This is a genomic window from Pseudomonas sp. (genome assembly GCF_049645325.1).
GTDB lineage: Bacteria > Pseudomonadota > Gammaproteobacteria > Pseudomonadales > Pseudomonadaceae > Aquipseudomonas.
The window spans coordinates 1-3,768 of record NZ_JBARTQ010000580.1 but is presented as its reverse complement, the minus strand read 5'-3'; the positions used below and the strand labels follow the sequence as shown (position 1 = coordinate 3,768).

General features: G+C 57.4%; 4 protein-coding genes. 1 reads left to right on the top strand and 3 read right to left on the bottom strand.

All coding sequences use genetic code 11. The features are described 5' to 3' along the window. Positions 1-68: 68 nt before the first annotated feature. Positions 69-677, bottom strand: a complete 609-nt coding sequence (locus WBB95_RS24425) for an FMN-dependent NADH-azoreductase (protein WP_424489896.1) — start codon at positions 675-677, stop codon at positions 69-71. Positions 678-800: 123 nt separating this feature from the next. Between WBB95_RS24425 and WBB95_RS24420 the strand changes: the two genes are divergently transcribed. Further along, a complete protein-coding gene (locus WBB95_RS24420; protein WP_424489895.1) occupies positions 801-1,700 on the top strand; it encodes a LysR family transcriptional regulator in 900 nt (299 codons plus the stop codon). A gap of 86 nt (positions 1,701-1,786) precedes the next feature. Here WBB95_RS24420 and WBB95_RS24415 read toward each other — a convergent pair whose 3' ends face one another. After that, positions 1,787-2,125 carry a DUF6124 family protein gene (locus tag WBB95_RS24415; protein WP_424489894.1) on the bottom strand — a complete coding sequence of 113 codons (339 nt, stop codon included), beginning with the start codon at positions 2,123-2,125 and terminating at the stop codon, positions 1,787-1,789. Between the two features lie 324 nt (positions 2,126-2,449). Then, positions 2,450-3,700, bottom strand: coding sequence for a flavin-containing monooxygenase (locus WBB95_RS24410; protein ID WP_424489893.1), 1,251 nt, complete (start codon positions 3,698-3,700; stop codon positions 2,450-2,452). Between the last annotated feature and the right edge of the window lie 68 nt (positions 3,701-3,768).

Below are 3,768 nucleotides of genomic sequence, written 5' to 3'. Positions count from 1 at the left end.
GCCGGATCCGATGATGGAGTAAGTCATGTTCAAGTCCTCTATTGTGCAGAAAAGAAGTTCGGTGGTGATCAGCCGGTGATGGCAGCGATAGTTTCCAGAGCTTGAGCGATGGCTGCATCTTTGACCTGCGCATTGATCGCCAGCCCTTCAGCGCGAATAACCGTCGTATCGCTTATACCCAGGAAACCCAGCAAGCCGATCAGGTAGGTCTCTTGATGCTCCAGCGCAGCGGCAGGACTGCCGAGCGAATAAACACCGCCGCGAGAAGACGCGATGTAGGCCTGTTTGTTTTTCAACAGACCTTCGGGGCCTTTGTCGGTGTAGTGGAAGGTTTTACCGACCAATGAGATTCTGTCGATCCACGCTTTGAGCGGGGTGGGGATCGTGAGGTTGTACATGGGCGTGCCGATGACCACGATATTTGATTCGAGCAGTTCTCGCAGATACGCAGTGCCTTTGTAGAGATCTTCGGCGAGCACTGCATCGTCACTCTCTGCACCCTGGAATGCGGCCAGATGCTTTGCAGAAAGATGCAGGGCCGGGTCGATAGCCAAGTCCCGGTAGATAACCGTGCTTTCAGGGTGAAGTGTCTTCAAGTGCCCAACAATATTCGAGGACAAATGGCGGCTGACTGAAGCCGTGCCGAGAATGCTGGAGTCGAGATGGAGAATTTGCATGTTGAAAAGTCACCTGTTTCATGTGGATTGAACGTCACGGGAAAGATGAGCTTTCAGGTAGCATCTGAATAGACGGTATATTGAGATGTAAAGTATCTGCCCACGAGATGGATGGAGCATGAAATGCTTGATGGCGTATCGCTTGATCAACTGCGGACCTTTATTGCTGCCGTGGATGAAGGCAGCTTCTCCGCCGCGGCCAGGAAGTTGAACCGAGTTCAATCGGCCGTTAGTGGTTGGGTCGGTGGTCTGGAGGATCAGATTGGCGTCGTACTGTTCGACCGCTCGGGGCGATTTCCCAAACTGACGCCTCAAGGCGCGCTATTGCTCACAGATGCGCGCAACATCGTCTCTGGAGTCGACACTTTGAAGGCGCGGGCCAAACTCATGGCCTCGGGTCTTGAGCCGGAGTTGTCGGTGGTGGTGGATGTGTTTTTCCCAACCTCGGCAATTACCGCAGTGGTCAAAGAGTTTGCCGAACGTTTCCCGCTGACTCGATTGAAAATGTTTGTCGAAGGACTTGGGGCCGGCTATCAGCCGATATTGGATGGCCGTTGCAGTCTCGGCATCCTGGCCTCGCTGCCAATCAACTTTCCATCCTTGTCCAGCGAGCGCATCGGTGAGTTCTCACTGGTGATGGTGGCCGCGGCCGATCATCCGCTGTCCAGCCTGATGGGCAAATTATCCAAGCGTGAACTCGCAAAATACATCCAACTGGTGCTAACAGACCGTTCAGAAATGTTGGCAGGACAAGATTATGGCGTGATGTCGCCATTGACGTGGCGCTTGGCCGATCTGTCGACCAAGTACGCGTTCCTGAAAGATGGCGTCGGCTGGGGCAGTATGCCGTTGCATATGATCGAACAAGATCTGGCGGCAGGCACCCTGGTGATGCTCGATGTCGAGAGCATCCCTAAAGAGGGGGTGAAGATCGACATTTCTGCCGTTCACTCGACCAATACGCTACCTGGGCCGGCAGGGCGTTGGTTGATTGATCGCATCAAGATCAGCCCGCTCAATTAGCATTATGATTTTGTAGATAGTAGGGGCAGACCATCTTTACGGGCTCGTGGTCTGACCCCTATTTTCCCCTATTTTCCCTTCGAACCCTAACTACCCGCTACAGCCACCTCCCGCTCCATCAGCCTGTCCACCAACAAAACCCCTAACTCACTCAACTGGTGAATCGCCAGCGCCACATCGCGTTGCTTCCCCGTCAGGTCCTCCGACAGGTCCAGCAACAAGGCGCTGACCGAGGAAAAGGTTTCGTAGCTGTTGGTGATCAAGGTTTCGCTGCTGGCATCGGCGGCGACGCTGAACAGTCCGGGTGCTGGTAACGGTGGGGCAGGCTCGGAAGCAGGGTTGAGATAGCGATCAATCGCTCGATGCACGGCCTGATTGAGTTCCAGGTCCGGCTCGCTGGGAGGGTTGGGCGTGACTTTGATCATAAGAGTAATTCCTGAGTGGGCCGACACCGTTTCGCTACTAAACGAAAGGGTGGCAGCTGTACGCAGGTTAGTAGACCGGGGAATTACACAAAGCCGGCGCACCCGAAGGTGCCCTACGCACAGCCACCATCAGGCACAGACAGGAACGTCTGATAGATGAAGCTCATGCACTAAATGTAATTGACCCTAGGGCTACTAAACCCGATCACTGAGTTTTCAGCGACCGGCCAACCTTAGAGACGCCCACTCAAGCGCACAAGCCGGCGGATTCTGACGTAAGCGTAGGCAAGGGAGCAAGGCGCTGTCGCCTCGGACTTTCCTGTTTCAGGGTTTGCTGTAGGACATGTACTCATTCTGCAAAACAATATGGTCGGCCACGTACTTCGCGTCGTGCCAAACCCCGTAGATAAACGATGACGCGCGGTTCACCAAATTGGGCAGGCCGAGGAAGTAAATACCGCTCTGCGCCGAGATTCCGCGCTTGTGGAAGGGCTCGCCTTTTTCGTCGAAGGCATCGACTTTGAGCCAGCCGAAATCGAAGGTGAAGCCGGTGGCCCAGAGGATTGTGGTCACGCCTATGTCGGCTAGGTTCAGGTTCAGGGTCGGGTTAGCCAGGCATTCCGGGTCGGGCAGCAGGTCCCAGGCTTCGGGTTCCAGCGGGAAGGGCAAACCGTTGGCTTCGATATAGGCGTCGGCGTCGCGCAGTACGTCAAAGTAGGCGCGGTCACCTTCGGCCACGTTGTCGGCCAAGCCGGGTTCGAAGGTCATGACGCCGTCATTCCAGCTGCGGGTGACGCCGACCAGGTGGATGCCTTGGTGGGCCAGTCGGCGGAAGTCCACAGTCTTACCGCCTTCGTAGCCACTGACCGCAAAGGCCACGTGCTTTTTCTTCGGCTGTATTTTGACTTCGTCCCACAAGCCCAGGGCGCCGAGCCACCAGCAGTAGTCGCGGCCGCGATAGGCGCGGGGCGGGCGGTAGTGTTCGCCGACGGAGAGGTACACGGTTTTGCCGGCCTTTTGCAGTTCTTCGGCGATTTGCGAGCCGGAGGCGCCGGCGCCGACGACCAGCACGGCACCTTCGGGCAGTTGGCCGGGGTTTTTGTAGCTGGAAGAGTGCAATTGGTGCAGTGGCGCCGTGGCCGGGACGATGTTGGGCATTGCGGGGCGCTGGAAAGGGCCGGTCGCGGCGACCACGTTGGCGGCGTCGATGATGCCGGCGGAGGTAGTGACTTTGAAGCCGGGGCGGCCGACGTGGCGTTCCACTTTTTGCACTTCCACGCCGGTGCGCACCGGCGCCTGCAACTGGTCGACGTAGGCTTCGAAGTAGTCGGCCATGCGTTCTTTTGGCGGGAAGGCTTCGGGGGAGATGCCCTCGAATTTCAACCCGGGAAAGCGGTCGTGCCAGGCGGGGCCGTTGGCGACCAGCGAGTCCCAGCGCTCGGACCGCCAGCGTTCTGCGATGCGGTGGCGCTCCAGCACGATGTGCGGCACGCCCATCAGGGACAGGTGTTCGCTCATGGCAACCCCGGCCTGGCCTGCGCCGACGACCAGGGTGTTGATGGTTTCTACTGACATAGGGGGTTCCTGAACATGGGTTAGGCGTTTTTGAACGCAGGGCTTGGGCATGATGCTTTCCTGTGGTG